Annotated in this window: 13 protein-coding genes; 7 read left to right on the forward strand and 6 right to left on the reverse strand. The window is 63.8% G+C overall.

Annotated elements, in window-relative coordinates; genetic code table 11:
* Nucleotides 1–49: 49 nt before the first annotated feature.
* The 5 genes from ACW9UO_RS15970 to ACW9UO_RS15990 all read right to left on the reverse strand — a co-directional run bounded on the left by ACW9UO_RS15970 (nucleotide 50) and on the right by ACW9UO_RS15990 (nucleotide 7014).
* Nucleotides 50–819 (reverse strand): IS5 family transposase gene (locus ACW9UO_RS15970; protein WP_457088577.1). Its coding sequence is split into 2 segments (ribosomal slippage): nucleotides 50–483 and nucleotides 483–819, totalling 771 coding nucleotides; the frame shifts between segments, so codons are not numbered across the junction.
* A 57-nt stretch (nucleotides 820–876) separates the two neighbouring features.
* The gene (locus tag ACW9UO_RS15975; RefSeq protein ID WP_457086755.1) at nucleotides 877–1623 is read right to left on the reverse strand and encodes a hypothetical protein; all 747 of its coding nucleotides are present in this window, start codon (nucleotides 1621–1623) and stop codon (nucleotides 877–879) included.
* Nucleotides 1616–3574 (reverse strand): DNA topoisomerase IV subunit B, encoded by a 1959-nt coding sequence (gene parE, locus ACW9UO_RS15980; RefSeq protein ID WP_457086756.1) that lies wholly within the window; start codon nucleotides 3572–3574, stop codon nucleotides 1616–1618. Before parE ends, ACW9UO_RS15975 begins: the two co-directional genes overlap by 8 nt.
* A gap of 556 nt (nucleotides 3575–4130) precedes the next feature.
* Nucleotides 4131–6365 carry a caspase family protein gene (locus ACW9UO_RS15985; RefSeq protein WP_457086757.1) on the reverse strand — a complete coding sequence of 745 codons (2235 nt, stop codon included), beginning with the start codon at nucleotides 6363–6365 and terminating at the stop codon, nucleotides 4131–4133.
* Between the two features lie 10 nt (nucleotides 6366–6375).
* The gene (locus ACW9UO_RS15990) at nucleotides 6376–7014 is read right to left on the reverse strand and encodes a hypothetical protein (protein ID WP_457086758.1); all 639 of its coding nucleotides are present in this window, start codon (nucleotides 7012–7014) and stop codon (nucleotides 6376–6378) included.
* A 248-nt stretch (nucleotides 7015–7262) separates the two neighbouring features.
* On the opposite strand from ACW9UO_RS15990, the gene ACW9UO_RS15995 reads away from it, so the two are divergent.
* The 7 genes from ACW9UO_RS15995 to ACW9UO_RS16025 all read left to right on the forward strand — a co-directional run bounded on the left by ACW9UO_RS15995 (nucleotide 7263) and on the right by ACW9UO_RS16025 (nucleotide 18253).
* Nucleotides 7263–8585 carry a S1C family serine protease gene (locus tag ACW9UO_RS15995; protein ID WP_457086759.1) on the forward strand — a complete coding sequence of 441 codons (1323 nt, stop codon included), beginning with the start codon at nucleotides 7263–7265 and terminating at the stop codon, nucleotides 8583–8585.
* 13 nt (nucleotides 8586–8598) lie between these two features.
* Nucleotides 8599–9345: a response regulator transcription factor gene (locus tag ACW9UO_RS16000; protein ID WP_457086760.1), complete on the forward strand. Its 747-nt coding sequence runs from the start codon at nucleotides 8599–8601 to the stop codon at nucleotides 9343–9345.
* Complete coding sequence (locus tag ACW9UO_RS16005; RefSeq protein ID WP_457086761.1) at nucleotides 9342–10700, forward strand: sensor histidine kinase; 1359 nt, start codon at nucleotides 9342–9344, stop codon at nucleotides 10698–10700. The genes ACW9UO_RS16000 and ACW9UO_RS16005 overlap by 4 nt, the downstream gene beginning before the upstream one ends.
* An 87-nt stretch (nucleotides 10701–10787) precedes the next feature.
* Nucleotides 10788–12191 (forward strand): patatin-like phospholipase family protein, encoded by a 1404-nt coding sequence (locus ACW9UO_RS16010; protein ID WP_457086762.1) that lies wholly within the window; start codon nucleotides 10788–10790, stop codon nucleotides 12189–12191.
* A gap of 63 nt (nucleotides 12192–12254) precedes the next feature.
* On the forward strand, nucleotides 12255–14273 hold the full coding sequence (locus tag ACW9UO_RS16015; protein ID WP_457086763.1) for a caspase family protein: 2019 nt from the start codon (nucleotides 12255–12257) through the stop codon (nucleotides 14271–14273).
* Nucleotides 14274–14342: 69 nt separating this feature from the next.
* Nucleotides 14343–15416, forward strand: a complete 1074-nt coding sequence (locus ACW9UO_RS16020; RefSeq protein ID WP_457086764.1) for a serine protease — start codon at nucleotides 14343–14345, stop codon at nucleotides 15414–15416.
* A 41-nt stretch (nucleotides 15417–15457) separates the two neighbouring features.
* On the forward strand, nucleotides 15458–18253 hold the full coding sequence (locus ACW9UO_RS16025; RefSeq protein WP_457086765.1) for a hypothetical protein: 2796 nt from the start codon (nucleotides 15458–15460) through the stop codon (nucleotides 18251–18253).
* A gap of 18 nt (nucleotides 18254–18271) precedes the next feature.
* On the opposite strand, the gene ACW9UO_RS16030 is transcribed toward ACW9UO_RS16025, so the two are convergent.
* On the reverse strand, nucleotides 18272–19900 hold the full coding sequence (locus tag ACW9UO_RS16030; RefSeq protein ID WP_457086766.1) for a CHAT domain-containing protein: 1629 nt from the start codon (nucleotides 19898–19900) through the stop codon (nucleotides 18272–18274).
* Between the last annotated feature and the right edge of the window lie 213 nt (nucleotides 19901–20113).

The following is a 20113-nucleotide window of genomic DNA, read 5'->3' on the forward strand; positions in this document are numbered from 1 at the left end:
TGAATTTGCCGCAGTTTGCATGAATTTAGGGTCAGGACTCGTTCTCGTTTCATAGCCAGAACATGACGGTTGCGGCGAGGGCGATGGCGGAGAGGAAGACTTTCGGGCATCGGTCGTAGCGTGTGGCAATCCTGCGCCAGTCCTTCAGGCGCCCGAACATGATCTCGATCCTGTTGCGGCGTTTGTAGCGGCGCTTGTCGTATTTGACGGGCTTGGCGCGGGACTTCCGGCCAGGGATGCAGGGCTTTATCTCCTTGTCTTTCAACGCTTCCCTGAACCAGTCGGCGTCATAGCCCCGGTCGGCCAGAAGCCATTGTGCCGATGGCAGGCTGCCAAGAAGGGCCGCAGCGCCGGTGTAGTCGCTGACCTGGCCCGCGGTCATGAAAAACCGGATCGGTCGTCCCTCGGCATCGGTGACGGCATGCAGCTTGGTGTTCATGCCGCCTTTGGTTCGGCCGATCGCGCGCCCCCGCTGGTCGTCGGGCCCCCCTTTTTCGACCGCAGACTGCTCGCCGTGCGGTGCGCCTTCAGATAGGTCGCGTCGATCATCACCGTCTTTGGAACCGCTGCCTCCGACGCAAGGCCGTGCATCATCCTCGCGAAAATGCCCTTGTCGCTCCATCGTTTCCAGCGGTTATAGAGCGTTTTGGCCGGGCCGTATTCCGCGGGCGCGTCGCACCAGCGCAAGCCATTGCGATTGATGAATATTATCCCACTCAGAACACGCCGGTCATCCACCCGCGGCTTGCCATGGCTCTTGGGAAAAAACGGCCGAAGCCGGTCCATCTGCGCGTCCGTTAGCCAGAAAAGGTTGCTCATCATCACCCCCGTCAGTTTGGGAGCTTGAATCACGCTGCCGACGTAGCCTCAAGCAGATCAATGGGTCCTGAGCCTAGCAATGGTTGAGACAGGTATAAAGTTGAAAACTCGTGTAGATGCATTCGCGAGTAAGCCAGCGAGAAAAATTTTTGGCTGACCCGATGCCAGAGAAATACCAAAAACGCCGCCTCCGCTCATTCCAGAAGGTTCGAAGTCTATTTCCGGATTTGGAACCATGCTTAAGCGATCTTTCATAGAAGGTTCACTCGGATCGGCCCATACTGCCATGGGCTGCGCGCGATATCTGCTTTGGAGATAGTCTATTGAATTTCTATCACCAGGAAACCCGATCGCTAGTGCCTTCTCGGCCCGAATGGTCGCGCCGAGATCTTGAGATACATTGTACCAACCCGTGGCCGATAGCGAACCACTGCGCACACCGTCAGTAAACTCATAAATTGTACAATCCCATGCCTCAGATTTCCCATAGAAAACGAAATGAGACGTCGTTAAGGTCTGCGTTGTCAAATTTAAAAGGCCGAGTTGTTCGTAAGAATATTGCCTCTGCAAATCGCCTCGTTGGTGCTCAGTTGCCAGTCCGAAGAAGCGATTGTTCATTTTAACTTTGGTGAATGAGCCGGAGATTGACAAATCGTATGGAGAAAATTCCGGAGAAATAAACGTTGCGGGTTCGACAAAGCGACCAAGTACGGAAGCGATGCTGTTTGCCGGAATCCAAAGCCCATTTATCTCGATGGATGTGGCAACTTTGGTGCCGATTATTGTAGATAAATCCTCAAACATCCAACTCCTCAACAAACTTCGCATTCTCCTGAATGTACTCGAACCGTTTCTCCGGCTTTTTCCCCATCAGCCGTTCCACCAGATCACTGGTTTCGCCCGGTTCGTCTTCGTCAATCGACACCCGGATCAATTTCCGGGTCGCGGGGTTCATCGTGGTGTCCTTCAGGTCTTTCGCGTCCATTTCGCCCAGACCCTTGAACCGCGACACCGAGATATTGCCCTTGCCGCCCAGACCCTTGGCCATCCACGCCTCGCGCTCGGCCTCGTCCAGGCAATAGACCCGCTTGGCCCCCTGTGTCAGCCGGAACAGCGGCGGGCAGGCCAGATAAAGGTGCCCGGCGTCGATCATCGGCCGCATCTGGGTAAAGAAGAACGTCATCAACAGCGCCGCGATATGGGCACCGTCAACGTCGGCGTCGGTCATGATGATGATCTTTTCATAGCGCAGATCATCGATGTTGAATTTCGTGCCCATCCCAACGCCAAGCGCTTGGGACAGATCGGAAATCTCGGCGTTCGAGCCCAGTTTCGACGAGGCTGCACCCAGTACGTTGAGGATTTTACCACGCAGCGGCAACAGCGCTTGGGTCTTGCGATCCCGCGCCATCTTGGCCGATCCGCCCGCCGAGTCACCCTCGACGATGAACAATTCGGTGCCTTCGCGGTTGGAATTCGAGCAATCCACCAGCTTGCCGGGCAGGCGCAGCTTTTTCGTCGCGGTTTTCCGCGCCGTTTCCTTTTCCTGCCGCCGTTTCAGTCGCTCTTCGGCGCGCAACACCAGGAAATCGAGGATCGCACCGGCGGATTTCGTGTCCGAGGTCAGCCAATGGTCAAAGTGGTCGCGCACCGCCCCTTCGACCAGTTTCGCGGCCTCGGTGGTGGCCAGCCGGTCCTTGGTCTGCCCCACAAATTCCGGCTCGCGGATGAAGCAGGACACCAAGGCGCAGCCGCCGGTGATCAGGTCATCGCGGGTGATTTGCGCCGCTTTGCGGTTGTTGGACAGCTCGCCATAAGCGCGGATGCCCTTGAGAATCGCCGCCCAGAACCCGGCCTCATGGGTGCCGCCTTCGGGCGTGGGCACGGTGTTACAGTAAGACTGGATGAAACCATCGCGCGACGGCGTCCAGTTGATCGCCCATTCCACCTTGCCCGGCGCATTGAATTTCTCGCGGAAATCCACGGTGCCGGCAAAGGGTTTCTCGGCATAGGTTGAGGCGGTGCCCAGCGTTTCGGTCAGATAGTCGGACAGCCCGCCGGGGAAGTGAAAGGTGGCCTCGGTCGGGGTTTCGCCGTCATCAATCGCGGATTTCCAGCGGATTTCAACGCCCGAAAACAGATAGGCCTTGGAGCGCACCATCTTGAGCAGGCGGGCGGGCTTGAAGCGGTGTTTGCCAAAGATCTCTTCGTCGGCGTGGAAGGTGACGGTGGTGCCGCGCCGATTGGGGGCTGCGCCGATCTTGGCGACCGGACCGAGCGGGATGCCACGCGAAAAGCGCTGTTCGAACAGCTCCTTGTTGCGCGCGACCTGCACCACCATGGAATCGCTGAGCGCGTTGACCACCGAGGCGCCCACGCCGTGCAGACCGCCCGAGGTTTCATAGGCGTCGCCAGAGAATTTGCCGCCCGCGTGCAGGGTACATAGGATCACCTCAAGCGCGCTTTTTCCGGGGAACTTGGGGTGGGGGTCGATCGGGATGCCACGGCCGTTGTCGCGCACAGTGAGGGCGTAATCTTCGTGCAATTCCACCTCGATACGGTTGGCGTGGCCGGCGACGGCCTCGTCCATCGAGTTGTCGAGCACTTCGGCCACCAAGTGATGCAGCGCGCGTTCGTCGGTGCCGCCGATGTACATGCCGGGGCGTTTTCGAACCGGTTCCAGCCCTTCGAGCACTTCGATGTGCGAGGCGTCATAATCGGAAGTGTTCACCGGGCTGAGAAGGTCGTCGGCCATGTACGCTGCTCTTTGTTGCTTTTGTTTGACCGGCATTATGGCAGAGCGCGCGATGCGGGGGAAGGGCGAGCTTCCTCATGGGCGGGGTCCGATCCATTGATGGATCGGTGCCGATCTGTTGACAGATCGGGCGCACCGTATACAGCAGAGCGCGCGAAGCGAGGGAAGGGCGGGCTTCCTCATGGGCGGGGTCCGATCCATTGATGGATCGGTGCCGATCTGTTGACAGATCGGGGGCACCGCATACGGCAGAGCGCGCGATGCGAGGGGAAGGGCGGGCTTCCTCGTGGGCGGAGCCCGATCCATTGATGGATCGGTGCCGATCTGTTGACAGATCGGGGCACCGCATACGGCAGAGCGCGCGATGCGGGGGAAGGGCGAGCTTCCTCTTGGACGGGGTCCGATCCATTGATGGATCGGTGCCGATCTGTTGACAGATCGGGGGCACCGCATACGGCAGAGCGCGCGATGCGAGGAGAGGGTGGGCTTCCTCGTGGGCGGGGCCCGATCCATTGATGGATCGGAACCGATCTGTTGACAGATCGGGTGGCGCAATTCAGGGCCGGATCGTCTCGACCTCGAATTGCACGAACAGCGGCACCGGATCAGGCCGCGTCTTTTTGCGCGAAAGCGAGATTGCCGCCCGCGTCGTTTCGCCAAACCCCGCAGTGTCTAGCAGAGCGGCCAAGCCGGGCTGGCCCCCGCCCGCCGGGGTGCCGCGCGTCCGGTCCACAGCCGATTGCTCCAGAAACGATAGGTCTTCGACGGCCGATTGCTCCACAGCAGGCGAAAACACCACGATCACCCGTTCCCGGCCAAAACTTTCGCCGGTGATCAGGATGTAATCCTCGTCAAGCGTGTCGCCGGGCTGCATCCGCCCATTGTCCATAAAGCTGATCGCGTAATCCGACCCGACGTAGAGGATGTTGAAATCCACCGCCGCATCCGTGATGTTGGTCAGCCGCAATCCGATGGTGTCATCGGGCAGGAACTTTGGCACCGACGCGCCCGTCAGAGCCACCCGCGTTTCGGGTGCCACCCGTTCCTCGGTCGTATCAAAGCGCCCGCGCACCATTTCAGCCTCGACCGCGACGGCCGTGGCCCCTGCCGTCGCTGCCCCAACCTTCATCAGGTTCAGCGCGCGCGACATCTTGATCAAGGTCTCGGCCATCACATCGGCCAGTTCCGCCGCGCTTTTGTCGGCGGTCGAGACGGACGGCACATCGGCCAGCGCGCTGACATCCACTATCCCCGCCGCCGTCATCAGCCACAGCGCATCGGGGCGCGGGCTGTCCTCAAACACCGCCAGCCGCAGGTCCGCTTCGGGATCGCCCGCCGCAACAAAACGGATGCGCGGCCCGGTCAGCCCGTCGCGGCGCATCACCGCAAGGGCCGCGTCGAGGGCCGCCGCCGGGGCCGAGCCGGGCGCAGGCAGCGCCAGCGTCAGCGACAGATCGAGCGCCGTACCCACCTTGCGCAGCACCGCGCCGGGCGGCAGGTCGTCAAGGTTGAATGCACCCACGGCATTGGTGGCATTTGTGCCCTCGGCACTGGCGGCATTTGCACGCTCAGCACTGGCTGAAATTGTGCCCTCAGCAAGGGCCGAAAACGTACCCACCTCGCGGACCGTAAAGCTGGCCAGCGCTGCATCATCATTGTCTGCCGGCGACGCGAGCAGCATCAGTTCGGCCCCCACCGACAGCCCATGCAATTGCCCGGCATTCAGCGTCAACGCCGCGCCTTTCCGCGTCACCGGCCATTGCAGAATGCGGTCGGCTTGGGTGCGTCCAAACACCGGCAGATCAAGATCGCCCTCAAACAGCGGCGTGGTGCGGGCCAGGTTCTGTGTGCCATATTTGCGCAGCACCTCCTGCGCCAATTGCCGATAGGTGATGCCCGGACGCTCGGCCAACGTTTCGAACACCGTATAGGTGAACACCCCCTGAAGCCTGCGCCCCTCCACCCCCTTGGGCATATTCTTTTCCGGCGTCGTCTCATTGGTCTGCGCGGCAAAAAACGCCACCAACTGGCCGACTTCGCCGCCCTCGGGTGCAGCCAAATCCACCGAGGACACCACTGACGACACCACCGACGAAACCACTGGCGCTTCCGCCTGCGCTCGCGGATCAGGCAGGGCGCGGCTCTGGCGCGCGGCATCGGCCATCGCCGCCGCCGGAATGCCCAACGCCCCGGCCGAAAGCTGGCGCATCCGCACATCGTCAGCGCCCGGCGCGGCGCGGGTGGCGGTGCCGGAATGGCAACTGTCAAACACCACCCAGACATCCGCGCCCTTCGCGCGGATCCGGTCAATCATCACCCCGATCTCATCATCGACAAGCGCGTTTTCGACCGTGCCGACAGTGTCATTCCACGGCCCCACATCCACCGGCAGGAAAATCTCGTCCAGACCGTCCAACTCGCTGGCGGGATCGGCGGCAGGGGTCTGTGAACCGTGCCCGGAGAAATGCAAATAGACGAAATCCCCGGCCACAACCTCCTGTGCCAGCGCAGCAAAGGCGGCCCGGATCGCCGCCAAAGTCGGGTCCGTCGCCCCCTCCAACCCATCGGCCAACAGCGTGATATTGTCGGGCGCAAACGGCAACGCCGGGTTGGTCATGAGGTATTTCGCCACCAGATCAACGTCATTTGCCGGGCCTTTCAACCAGTAGCGTTCGTCGAGCGACGGATAGGTCGACGCGCCGATCAACAGCGCGTGCGCCTCGCGGGACAATGCCGCGCCGGGGCTGAGAAACGCCAGCACGGCCAGCGCGCGAACGGTGCGTCGGATCATCGCGCCGCCCTCAATTGGTGATCAGGGAATAGCCGGAATGGCCGCGCCCCTTGTTGCGCACCACCACCGTGAAAGCGGCGTCTTGCGCCGGGGTCCAGCCGCAATGGGCAATCGCGGAAATATCGGTATCGGAACATACCAGCCGCGCCTGCGCGTCATAGACAAAAAGGTTAAGATCGGCCCCGCCGTTGCCCTCGATATAGACATCTGCGTATTCGCCGCCCCGGTAGACCATCGCGGGATACGTGTCGGTGCCGCCATTGCGGATCGCGGTGATGGAATACAGCTGGCCGCTTTGCACCCCGCGCGCGCCCTCGGCCCGAAGGTCCTGCGCCAAGGCCGCAATCACCGCATCCTCGGGGGCCATGTCCAGCGCGGCATCAAGCATACCATCCCACCCCAGCGGCGCCTCTGCCATCACGTCATCGGGCAGGGGCATGTCCTTGTCCGGGGTGCGCGTGATCGCCTCAAAAGCCACCGATTTGCGCAGCTTCGCCGCCGCCAGCATCAACAGCGGGTCTTGCGCCTCGGCCCCGGCCAGAAAGACCTCGGCAGAGAGCGCGGCGGTCTGCGCACCACTGCGGTCGGCAAAGGCGGGCGGTGCGGCGAGGGCCAGCACCAAGGCGGCGGATGCACGAAAACGGATCATCTGAAACACTCCTGAGGCAATATCTTGCAGGTCAAATCGAACGGGCCAAATCTAGTCGCCAAATTGTGCGGGCCAGAGCCCTGCTGGCGAAACATGACTGCGAAACCTTAGAGGTGATATTGAGCGGTCTGGCCGTTATTTCAAAGGGTTTGTTGTGGCTTTCGCGCACTTAACAGCTCTTTTCATGTGTATTGGGGCAGGGGGGCACATAGCTTTGGGGGCAACAGGATTTGCCGCAGGAGCCCGCGATGCGACCCCAAACCATGACCCGCCGGATGAGCCTTGCCTTGCCTGCGATGGCGCTTTTGGCCGCGGCTCTGCCGGGGGCGGGCGATGCCCATGACGCGCCCGTTCAAGACGGGTTAAACCGCGCGATGGCGGCCACGCTTGTGGTGGCGGCGGCGGATCGCGACGGCCGGTTCCTTGGCTCTGCCGTGCTTTGGGGCGACGGGCGTTTTGCGGTGACGGCGGCGCATGTGGTGGGCAACCGAGAGCGCGTGCTTTTGCGCAATGTCGCGGGCATTTCGGTGCTGGCCCATGTGGTCCGGCGCGACGCCGCCCGCGACGTGGCCTTTCTTGAACTGGCCGATAAATCGATGGGCACAGGTCTGGCACCGCGCCCCGGCCCGGTGCAACTGGCCGAGACGGTCTATGCCATCGGCGCGCCATTCGCGGTGGACCAGACCTTGACCCGTGGCATTGTCTCGTCGGGCGGGCGCCAGGTTGATCCGGCAATCCCCGTGGTCCTCATCCAGCACGACGCCGCAATCAACGCCGGGTCTTCTGGTGGGCCATTGGTCGACAGCGCGGGCCAGCTTCTTGGGATCAACGCCGAACTGGCCAGCAGCAGCCGGTTCTATGTCGGCCTGTCTTATGCCCTGCCGGCACAGCTATTGGCCGATGTCTTCAGCCAAAGCCTGAAGCCCGTGCCAGAGTTGGGCCTGCGCCTGCGTCCGGTGGACGGGATGATCGCCGAGGCGCTGGCACTAGACGCGCAAACCGGCCTGCTGGTCGACTACGTTTCGCCCGGGGGCACCGCCGAGACGGCGGGGATGGCACCGGGTGACATTGTCGTCGCACTCGACGGCCAGGCCATTGTCCGCCCCGGCGACCTTGCCCTTTCGATTGAGGCCCGCACCGCGCCGCACGCGCGCCTTGGCCTGACGCGCGGCGGCACACCCCACGACGTAACGCTTAGATTTGCCACCCCCAACAGCGGGCTGATTTCCTCCGGCAGTCAGGCGATTGCCTTTGTCCCCCCCGCCCAATCGCGCACCACGATCAAGGCGCTGGGGATCACCCTCGCATCCCGCCGTGTCACCGCCATCGCCGCCACCAGCCCCGCCTATTTCGCCGGTCTGTCGGTGGGCGATGACATCCTTGCCTTCAACGGCATCCCGGTGCGCGAACGTGGTTTCCTCTGGCCTGACATCACCGGCCCGGTGCTGTTTTTGCTGCGTGGGGTTGGCCGCCAAACCCGCCATGTGGCGTTTGACCCGTTTACAAATGAACAGGCGATGCGCCCGATTAACGGTGCGGTTGTGCTTGACCCCGCTGTGATTTCCCTTTGATCTGGAGAAAGATATGTCCCTGCAAGAGATGACCTTGGAAAACCCCGAGACCGCTGCCCTCGAAAAACCCCGCCGCATCCTGATTGTCGAGGATGACGCCGCCGCCGCCCGCGCGGTGGCGCAGGCCGTTGGCGATCTGGGCTGTGACCCGGTGGTGATGCGCAACTTTGACGATGGTGTCAAAGCGGCGGGACTGGCCGATTTCGCGGTGATCGTCTTTGACCGGATGCTGCCCGGCGGCGACGGTGTGGATGCCATTGCCAAGATCCGCGCGGGCGGCTCAACCGCGCTTATCCTCGTGGTCTCGGCCTTGGGCCGGGCCGCGAACAAGATTGAAGGGTTGGAGAAAGGGGCCGACGATTACCTTGCCAAACCGTTCGATCCCGAAGAGTTGCGCGCCCGGTTGCGCGCGCTTTTGCGCCGGCAAGAAATGACGGTTCTGGACAACGATCTGATCGCCTTTGGCGCGCTGGAAATCCGTATGAAAGCGCGCACCGTGCATGTGAAGAATGAACATGTCGCCGTCAGCCCCAAGGAGTTCGAACTCATCACCTATTTCGCCCGCAACGCCGGGCAGGTGGTGACGCGGATGCAGCTGCTGGAACACGTCTGGAACCTGCATTTCGATCCACAAACCAATGTGGTCGATGTGCATGTCGGCCGGTTGCGTCGCAAGCTTGATACCGCCGCGGGCCGCCCGGTGATCCACACGGCGCGCGGCGAAGGCTATATCTTTGATCCCAGCCGGACCTCTGCATGAGGCCGGTGCGTCTGGCGCGCTCTGCGAGCCTGCGCCTGACGCTGGCGATTGCCGGTCTGATCCTGTTCATGGCGCTCTTGGCGATGGCGGTGCAATACCGCACCGCTGCCGGGGCGCTGGAACGCCAGCAACGTGATCTTTTGCACGCCGACATCGACAGTTTCGCCGAGCTTTACGACCAGCGCCGCATTCCCGCCCTGCGCCAAGCCATCGAAGACCGCGCCGCGCAGACCCCGCAAGGGCAGGCGCTTTATCTGCTGCAGGACCGCAATGGCCAGACCTTGGCGGGCAATCTCAATGACTGGCCCGAAGACCTGCCCGCGATGGCGGGCGGGGTGACAGAGGCGGCGCCGCGGCTGTTTTCCCTGCCGGGCGGACCCGCAGAATATAACGGTGTCGCCCGCGTTCTGCCCGGCGGTTTTCCCCTGCTGGTGGCCCGCGCCACCACCGTTACCGCCGACACATTGCAAGACATGCGCGGCACGATCTTGTGGATGGCGCTGGCGCTTGTGGCGATGGCGGCGGTGACGGGTGGCTTTGTCAGCCGGTTGGTGCTGCGCCGGATCGACCGGGTCAATGCGCTGGCCGACAGGGTGGCAGAGGGCGATCTGGCGGCGCGTCTTCCGGGCCAGCGCACGCCCGATGAATTCGGCGCGCTCGAGGCGCATGTGCACGCCATGCTCGACCGGATCGAAAACCTTAACGCTGCCACCAACCGGCTGTCCGACGCCATCGCGCACGAGTTGCGCACCCCGCTCAACCGCATCCAGCAAAAGCTGGACCAGCTCGACGGCCAGCCCGAACTGGTGGGGGGCATCCGCGCCGAACTGCGCGGCACGATCCGCATTTTCGACGCGCTGCTCGACATCTCTGGCGCCTTGGCCGAGCAGGGCCAGCGCCCCGGCCTCGTGCCGCTCAACCTGTCGGACATCGCGCAGGATGTCTTTGACCTCTACGATCCCGTGGCCGAGGATACCGGCCTGACCTGCCGCCTTAACGCCGCCCCCGATCTCAGTATTCTGGGCGACCGGTCCTTGCTGGCGCAGCTGATCTCCAACCTGCTCGACAACGCGATCAAGTTCTGCGCCCCCGGCGACACCATCACCCTAAGCGTGCGGCCCGACGGCGCGCGCCACATCCTCGAAGTCTCCGACACCGGCCCCGGCGTGCCCGACGACCTTAAGGCGGACCTGTTCGAGAGGTTCACCCGCGCCGAGCGCGACCGCGACAAGGCGGGCCACGGCCTTGGCCTTGCGCTGGTGCAGGCGATTGCCGCCCGCCACGGCGCTAAAATGGACATGCCACCGCGCGCGAAAGGTTTTGCGATTGCCATAGCTTTCCCTAAGCTCGACTGACAATTAATTGATTCGTGAGCTTTATTTATGCACCTTCGGGGGGTGGCGGTACTCGCTCTGGTTGCTACGCTTGCCAGCTGCGCCGCTTTGAACAAACCATTGAACCTGGCGCTGGCCGAACACCGGAATGCGCCGTTTTCCGGCGTCGATCCGGCCACGGCGGGCGAAGCTTATGTCGGGCTGGCGTTTTCGGGCGGCGGCATGCGGGCCTCGGCGTTTGCGCATGGCGTGCTTGAGGAATTGCAGGCGCTCAGCCGGTCGGACAACGCGCCGTTTGGCCTGTTGTCGGATGTGCGGCTTGTCACCGGGGTGTCGGGCGGGTCTGTCACCGCGGCGCATTTCGGCCTTTACGGCCCGCGTTCTCTGGCGGGCTACCGCGAGAAATACCTGATCACCAACGCCGAGAAATACATGGCCAATTCGCCGCTGAACCCGCTGGCCATCGTGCGCGGGATTTCGGGCGGGGCCAACGGGCGGCGCACCTTCGGCCGCTATATCGATGAGGTGCTGTTCAAGGGCGCGACCTTTGGCGATCTCGCGGCGCGCTCTACCATCAAGACCTGGATCAACGCCACCGATGTTGCCAACAAGGTGACGTTCCTGTTCAGCCCCGAAACCTTTGATGCGCTCTGCTCTGACCTGTCGGATTTCCCGATTTCCGATGCGGTCGCCGCCTCCGCCGCTTTTCCGCTGGTGTTCTCGCCCATCGTGCTCGAGGCGCATTCCGGCAAGTGTGATTATACCGAGCCTGACTGGCTCACCGCCGCGCGCCACAATCCAGAGGCGACAGCTGCGATGGTGGCCCATGCCGAGGCGCTAGAGAGCTATGCCGAAGGCGCGGACGTGAAATACGTCAAGCTGCTCGACGGCGGCATCACCGACAATTTCGGCACCACCGGTCTCGCGGTTGAACGCGCGCGGGCGGAAAATGCCTTTGCGCCGCTCACGCCGGCTGAGGCGGTGCGGCTCAAGCGGGCGCTGTTTCTGGTGGCCGATGCCGGGGTGCGCCGCGATCTGGGCTGGACCGAGCGGTTGCGCGGCCCCGGCGGCGCGCAGCTTGCGCTGTCGATTGCGAATTCCTCAATGGGGGCGGCGTCGCGCACCGGCTATGATGCGATGCGCCTGCAACTCTCGGGATGGGAGAGGGATCTGGTGGAGTATCGCTGCGGCTTGAGCACCACCGAGGTGCGCCGTTTGCGCGGCACGACGTCGGGCTGGAATTGCGAAGACATCAAGTTTTTCGTCGGCCAAGTGTCGTTTCGCGGGTTGCCGGACGCCATGCGCCAGACCCTTGATGACATTCCCACCCGGCTCCGGCTCAAGACCGAACAGGTCGACCTTGCCATCGCGGCGGGGCGGCAATCGACCCGCGCCAATGCGCAGGTGCAGGGCTTTCTGCGCGCCGCCGGATATGTCGAGACCGATCCGCTTTTGGCCCGGCGTGGCACCGGCCCCGCCCCGCGCCGCATCGCGCCCCTGCGCAAAGAATGACAAATGCGGTCAGAGGAGGGGGCAAGAGTTGAAGCAGACGCGCGCAACGGCAAGATTGGCACCATGACACGCACATTCGCCCCTCTTTCCCTGCTGGCCCTTGCCAGCGTTCTGGCCACTCCGGCAAGCGCCGAAATCCGCGCTTTGCTGGTGGGGGTGTCGGATTACCAATACCTTGACGCCGACCTGCGCGGCCCGGCCAATGATGTTGGCCTGATGGCGCGGGCGTTGATTGCGCGCGGGGCCAAACCGCAAGACATCACCGTTCTGGCCGACCCCTCCGCGCAGTTGCCCGCAGGCGTCGCCAATGCAGGCGTGCCGACCCGCGCCGCCATTCTTGGCGGGCTAGACAGGCTGGCAGCGACCTCGGGCAAGGCCAGCCATACGGTGTTCTATTTCTCGGGCCATGGCACCCAGATGCCAGACCTCAACGGCGATGAGCAGGGCGGCCAGGACGAGATTTTCCTGCCCGCCGATGCCAAAGGATGGTCTGGCGCGGCGGGAACCGTGGAAAACGCCATCATCGACGATGAACTGGCGCCCAAGATGCAGGCCATCCTCGACACCGGTGCAAGCCTCGTGGCGATGATCGATGCCTGCCATTCCGAAACCGGCTTTCGCGCTGTGCCCCAAGGTGCCAACGCCCCCGTAGCGCGCTATATCGCGCCGCATCTGCTGAACATGCCCGACGACCTGCCCGAGGCCGTGGGCGATGCCCCGGCCACACCGCCGCTGACCGGCGATTTCGTCTTTCTCTACGCCGCGCAACAGAACCAGCGGGCGTTTGAATACCCCATCGGAGAGGCCTCGGATCCGGCCAATTGGTACGGCGATTTCACCCGCACCATCAGTGCCGCACTCGAAAGCGGCGCGGCGCTGACATGGGGCGACCTGTTGCAAACGGCGATGGCGGATATGAACGCCAATTCCCCCGCCACCCAAACGCCCGACGCCGAAGGCACGCTGCTCTCGGCTCCTGTCCTCGGCCAAACCGAACCGGTGGCCCCCATGATCCGCGTCGAGGGGGGCAAGCTGCAATCGGGCGCGCTGCACGGCGTGCAACCCGGTGCGGTATATGAGATTTCTGCCACCCCCGGCGGCGAAGCCTTGGCCGAGGCCAGCGTCACGTCGGTCAAACCGACCTCTGCCAGCCTGCAATCGAGCACCGGCCTGCCGGGCACAGGCTTTGCCCGTCTGAAAACCCCCGGTCGCCCCGATCCGGTGCGCCTTGCCGGGCCGATCGTGGCGGATGAGGGCGACTATACCGATTTCCTGACCGAGATCACCCGACTGCACGCGGCCCAAGCCCCCGATGGCGTGATCTGGGAGGATGGCGCTGCCGATTTCACCCTGATCCTGACCGGCGGCGCATTGGCGCTGGCAGGGCGCGACGGCGTGATCGATGGCGCGGGCCCAGGCAGCGCGCCGCGCGCCAAAGACCCCGCCGACGTGCTGGAATTCCTCGACCGGGCCGCCCGGACCCAACGGCTGCGCGGCGCGGTGGCGCAGGTCTCCTCGGGGCGCACCGGCTTTTCCCTGCCGGGGATCGGCCCGAAATACAGCCTTGGCCATGTGCCAGTGACCGGCGGCGATGCCAGTTGTGACACCGGCACGGCGCAAGCCGAACAGCCGGTCAGCAAATCGGTCAGCGTTACCCACTGCGATCAACTCTGGCTCACGGTCCACAATGCCACCGGCACGCCGCGCGATGTGACCGTGCTGTATATCGATGCCGACAACACCATTGCCGCGATCTGGCCACCCGCCGGGCAGTCCAATCGCGTCGGCTTTGACGAAAGCATCGAGGCGGGCCTGTTGATCCACAACCCCACACCCCAGCGCCACGGGCTCGAAGAGATCCTCGTGCTGGCCGTTCCCGCCAAGGACAACACGCCGCGCACCGTACTAAGCGCGCTGGCCGATCCCGCGCCAACGCGGGCCATTCCCGACGGGGCCTCCGGCGCCGTGTCATGGCTGTTGCAAGCCTCGCTGCCAGATGCCGCAACCCGAAACCTCACGCTGCCCGGGGCGATGTCCGCCTTGGAAGTCACACGGTTTTCCATCAAACTGGAGCCTGATTGACGCGCAACCAAACGCGAAACCCGATTTTTTATACCCACCCAATAACGATCAGCCTTAGGAAATATTGATATGAAAATAACGTTCCCCCTTCTGTCTGCCACCTTTGCCGGGCTGCTTGCCCTTGGTGGCGCGGCCACGGCCCAGACCATGCCGTCGGGCGAAATGATGGCCAATCCTGACAAGGCCAGCCCTTTTGCCTTTGCCAATTCAACCGCCAAGGCCGAGATGCTCAAAGAGCAAATGGCCGCTTCGGCGGAGGCCGGCGACCGGGTGGTTGGCGGCGAAGTGGCCGACACGGGGGCCTGGCCCTGGCAAGTCGCGCTGATGATCTCGGGCCAGCCCACCACCCCGGACGCGCAGTTCTGTGGCGGCTCGATGGTGCTTGATACCTGGGTGCTGACCGCCGCGCATTGCATCTATATGGACGATGGCAACGGCGGCCACTTCCAACTTGCGCCCAACCAATTTGACATCCTCGTGGGCACCAACACCATCGGCGATGGCCAAGGCGAGCGGGTGCAGGTGGAAGGCGTCTTCCGCCATCCCGAATATGACACCCGGCTGTTCAACAACGACATCGCGCTGATCAAACTCGCCAAGGCGCCCAGCGTGGCCTACGAAACCATCACCGTGCCCGACGCCGATTTCGGCGAAATCATCGACCAGCAAGGCGTGCCCACCATCGTCACCGGCTGGGGCCTTGTGAACGGCGCGCAGCGCACCGACGTAATGATGCAGGCCGAAATCCAGATCATCAGCCGCGACGCCTGTAACAACGCGATGATGGAGGCCCGCGCCGGCTATGCCGCGCCGCGTGTTCTCGAAGCGGCGGGCGCGCTCCAGCTTGATCAAGGCCAGACCGAGGAAGTCTGGACCGAACTGCTGTCGCGTGCGCCGATGCCGCTGTCGGACAACATGATCTGTTCGGGCACGTTCGAGGGGGGCAAGACCTCGTGCCAGGGTGACAGCGGTGGCCCGCTTGTCGTGCCGCTCGACGACGGCAGCTATATTCAGGCCGGTGTCGTGAGCTGGGGCCTTGTTGGCAATGGCGCGACCACCTGCGCCGAGGATGCCATGTTCTCGGTCTATACCAAGGCGTCGAAATTCGTGCCTTGGCTGAACCAGACCGTCGGCGCGAACTAAGCACCGTGGGGCGCCACACGCATACTCCGGGCCGGGCCAGCATGTTTCTGGCCCGGCTTTTTTGCGCCACGCTCGCCGCGATCTGGCTGGCAACCGGTGCCATAGCCCAGAGCGCGGAAGATACCCCGCCCGCGCCCGGCCTGCCAACCCCGAGCGCGGAGGACACCCCGCCCGCGCCGGACCTGCCAACCCCGAGCGCGGAGTACACCCCGCCCGCACCGGGCCTGCCTACCCCGAGCGCGGAGGACAGTCCGCCCGCGCCGGGCCTGCCAACCCCGAGCGAGATCATCGAAGCCGTCGACACCGCGCTGCGCCTGTTGCGCGCGGGCGACACGGCGGGCGCCAATGACGCGCTGACCCAAGCCAACGACACCACGTTTGACGCCGAATACCCCCCCTTGGCCAAACATTACCCCAACCTTGGCCAAGCGATTTATGCCTATGAGACCGGAGATTGGCGCGAGGTCTTGCGTTATGCCGCCTCGGTCGCCACCGCCCTGTCGGCGGATGGCTTTGCCGATCATCCCTACCGCGTTCATGCCAGCGTGTTGCACGGCGCGGCACTGGCCAATCTTGAGCGTGACTCCGAGGCCGAAGTCCTGCTGCGCCGCGCCGTCAACGAAGCCCGCGCCATTCCGGCGATGAAACACGCCTATGGCCTCGGGCTCTATCACCTCACCTTGCTGGCCTCCAATCTCAACCGTGCCGATTACCCCGCCTTGTCGGATGAGTTCCTGACGCAGTGGAGCAGCGATTGGCCGGTCGGGCGCGCCGCCGCGCTTATCCTTTTGTACCGCGATATTGATAGCGATCATAAGACCGACAAGAACCTTGGCCGTGCCATCCGCCGCGCCCGCAATCTTGTGCTGGCGGTCGAAAGCGACGCCAGCCTGCCACCGCGCCGGTTGGCCGGATTTCGCGGCTATCTCGGGCTGTTGTTGGCCCAGAACGGCGATTACGACACCGCCCGCGATTACCTGGAACAGGAGTACGCCTTCTATCGCGCCAATGGCGTTGTCGATGCTGATCTGCACACCAACATTATCTACCTCGCGCAGGTCATCCGCTACGGCGATACCGTGGCCGAGGCCTACCAGTTTCTGGACGATGAGGTGCAACTGGCCCGCCAAAACGGCACCCCCCCGTATTACATCGCGCGCTTCCTGTCGGATCAGGCCGATATGGCCGAGGTCATCGCGGACACCGACGAAGCGCAGCGCTTGCTGCGCGACGCCTATGCCACGGTGCGGTCGGTCGAGCGGGCCAACCACTGGCTGGCCGAACGGCTTCGCGCGCGCATTGCGCTGGATCATCCCGGCATGGCTGGCTTTGCCTTCGCGCCCGAACTGGGGGCCTTTGATGCCGTCGATTTCGCGCTGACACCGGGGGGCGAGGACACGCTGCGCCTGTTCCTTGAGGGCAATTATCAAGCGCTCGATGCGGTGCTGACCAATCTTGAGCAGGCAGGGGGCAGTGACGCCGTGACCCTGATGATCAATCGCGCGCTCTATCATGCGCTGGTCGGCGCACATGACGAAAGCATTGCCACGCTGCATCAGGCGCGGCGCACGGCCCGGACAACGCTGGGCGGGGCGATTGCGCCCAATGCGGCGATCTTTGATCTGATCGAGGCCACCGCCAAGATCTGGGGCACCGGCCACAACCCCGACAGCGCGCAAGGCGCGTTTGACAGGCTGCGGCCCCGTAGCGCGAGCCTTGGCCGCGAAGAGCGCAGCCTCTACCACGCCCTGCTGGCGTTTTATCATTTCCGCAAAGACAGTTACCCGCCGATGCGCCGTGAGCTTAACACCTGGTACGCCGACTATGACCCGCGCGACGCCACCGGCATCTGGGATATCTTCGCCGCGACCGTGGTGATGGAGATGTTCTTTGGCCAGATGGACGAAGCGGTGAACCTCGCGCTGTTCAACGACACGTTTCAGGCGATGGCGCGGTTTGAAAACCTGTCACTGGCGCGCGATTATCTGCGGCTGGTCAAGGTGATCAACGCGCGCAACGGGCTGATGAACGACGAAGCGCTGGTGGAGCTTGGCACTCTGACGGCCAGCATCGGGGCGGCGGTGCCACGCGGCCACTCCTTGGCCTTTTCCACCCAATTTGGCCTCGCATCGGCGTATCAAACCCGCGAAAACTATGAGGAATCTCTCAAATGGCTGCGTCTGTGTGTGGTCTCGATGCGGGCTACGCCGTATCACCGGCTTGATGAAATCGCCTTTATGCTCTCGCGCCAGGCCGCGATGCAAAGCTGGCTGGGGCGCAACGAAGAGGCGCTGTCGCTGGCGCAAGAGGCGTATGGTCTGATCGACCCGGCAAAAGACCGCCCCGACATGATCGGTGAGGTGCATCAAACCTTGGCCAACGCGCTGTGGCGGCGCACCGGACGACCCGAACTGGCGGTCGACTTCATCGACGGGGTGCTGGCCAATCCACAGGTGTTTTCGCGGTTCAAACCCGATGATCGGATGTCGCTGTTGAACCTCAAGGCGCAGGCGCAGGCGAATTTCGCCGCGCTGCCCGATGTGCTTGCCACGCTCGACAGGGCCGAGGCCGAATTGCAGACCGTGACCGAGGACCGCCGCAACGAGGTGTCGAGCATCTGGTGGAACCGCGCCAACGCCTATTACTGGAATGACGCCCCCGCCGAGGGCTATGCGGCGATGATCAAAAGCAACGATCTGTACCTCGAATGGATCGGCGCGATCCGGGCCGAGGGCGGCGGGCAGGGCGTGCTGCAAACCGCCTACCGCGCGCGGGCGGAGTGGGAGGCGGCGATTGGCTGGGACTATGCCCAACGCTTGCCCGCCGATCTGCCGTGACCCTCTATAACCCCGTGATCAGCCGTCTAACCCGCCTTCGCCCACCACCACAAACGGCGCCCAGATCCGGGGATGGGCAAAGCGGTCTTCGCTGGTGTCATCAAGAATATCGAGCGTCGATTGCCGCAGCGCCTCGGCGCGGCTCTGTGCATCCTCGCCGTACATCCGGTCCAACATGCCCGTGGTCAGCACCGACGCGGCATAGTCATCCACCGGCCAATGCGACACAAGGATCGCCCGCGCGCCGGCATAGATAAAGGCGCGCGCCAACCCCGACAGACCCTCGGCCCCCGGCGTGCCGTCACTGCCCGCCGTGTCACAGGCCGACAGGATCACCAGATCAGCCGAAAGCTTAAGCTGCGCCGCCTCGGTCGCGGTCAACAGCGCGTCATCTTCGGCCGAGGGCGCATCGGGCGGGGTGAACACCAGCGCCGGTTCGCTCAGCCCCGGCAAACCGTCGGCCAACAGCCCGTGGGTGGCAAACGCCACCACATCGGCGCGGCTCATGTCGAGCGCTTTCACCGCAGTTTCAGTGGCGGCACTGGCCAGATGCACGCTGTCCTCGGACACGCCCATCGTCGCGGCCAACCGGCGCAATTCGCGCGCGGTGTTGGGCAGGGGGGCCAGATCGGCCACCCGGCTCACATCTTCATACACCCCGCGCGTGACAACATCGCCCGCCTCGGCCACACCCTGCGCCGAGGCCAGCCGATAGCCCAACAGCGGATCGCCAAAACCCACAAAGCTTGGCGGGCGCGCCTCTCGGGTGTGACGCGGGGCCACCTGCCGCAACGCCCGCAACGCCGAGACGCTCGGCAGGGTGGTCAGCGCGTGACGGCGCAACAGCCACTCGGTGTCGCGCAGCGCTTGCGGCGCGGTGTCGGCCCCTTGCGGCGGGCGCGCCACCAGAATCGCAGGCGGCAGCGAGGTCAGCGGCCCGTCAAACACCACCATCAGATGGCTGGCCTCTGCAATCACCGCCTCAAGCGGGCCAAGCGTATGGCGGTACAAATCATGTGCCACCGTCCGGTCAAATCCCGCGATCTGCGGCTTGCGCTGGTTCAGCGACAGGCCCGCGCGGTTGTCGGCCTCGACCCGAAGCTGCGCCCGCAGCGTCTGGACCATCCCGGCAATCTCGGCGCGCGGTACCTCGGCGCGGGTCCAGTCGCTGGCGGTCGGCGACACCGCCCAAGTATAAATGTAAGCGTCATCGGTGAGGGTCATCACCAGCGCCTCATCCGCACGCAAAATCGCCTGCAATTCCGGGATCGACAGCGGCGCGGGGTTGGTAAGCTCGCGAAACTCGGGAAAGTCTGCGGTCAGCCGGGTATCAAGGGTCATCAGCCGGGCGCGGCCCTGTGCGATCTGGCCCTGCAGCCGGGTGATTGCGGCCTCGGCCGTGGCACCGGGCTGGGCGGCATGGTCCGCCAGACTTTCGCGCTGGGCGACGATGGCCTCGGAAATGTCCTGCTGTTCGCGCAACAACCCTTCAAGCCCCGCGGTCCCCGCCGCGATCCGGCCCGCGGCCTGCGCAAGCGCCTGACCCGCCGATGAGGCCTGTGCCCGCTGCGCCGAGACAAACACCCGTTCGCGGATTTCGGCGCGAGTCGCGGCCTCTGCCGGGGGTGCCAGAAGGGTGAAAACCACAAGAGTTGCCGCCAATATTCGCAAGTTATCCCCCATCGGACGCCGAGCAGATCGAAATCTGTGCTGGATCAGTTTCTCACGAAACACCTTAATTACAAAGGCCATCGCGATGACAAATCCAGTCGCCTCCGCAGGTCGTGCCGGTTTGGACCAAATGATTAGCAATCCCTGTCTGCTATGTTAGTCTACCTTCAGCGAGAGGGAGGTGCGGAC

This window comes from Marinovum sedimenti (assembly GCF_054052205.1).